1 protein-coding gene is annotated in these 278 nt (G+C 64.4%); it reads left to right on the forward strand.

The window, feature by feature from the left end; all coding sequences use genetic code 11:
• On the forward strand, nucleotides 1-278 hold a 278-nt coding region (locus AC2FB1_RS11175), incomplete at its 3' end, for a Clp protease N-terminal domain-containing protein (protein WP_490675279.1).

Here is a 278-nt window from a genome sequence, read left to right on the forward strand (position 1 = left end):
CTGGAACACGCTGGCTTATCGGTTGAGGAGCTGGTTGACGCCTCACGCCAAGCGGTGGAGAAGCTGCCGAGGGTAACCGGATCCGCTCGTCCCGGCCCGAACCAGGTAGCGTTGAGCAGGGAGCTCTCGGCCACTCTGGATCGCGCGGAACGTGAAGCCAAGCGGTTGAAGGACTCGTATGTCTCGGTCGAGCACCTAGTTCTAGCTTTGGCCGATGACCCCACCGGCCGCGGCGTCGGCCGACTCCTCGGCGATCACGGGGTCACGCGAGAGTCCTT

The sequence above is a fragment of the Staphylococcus sp. CoH_129_LAB_1 genome (assembly GCF_058191515.1).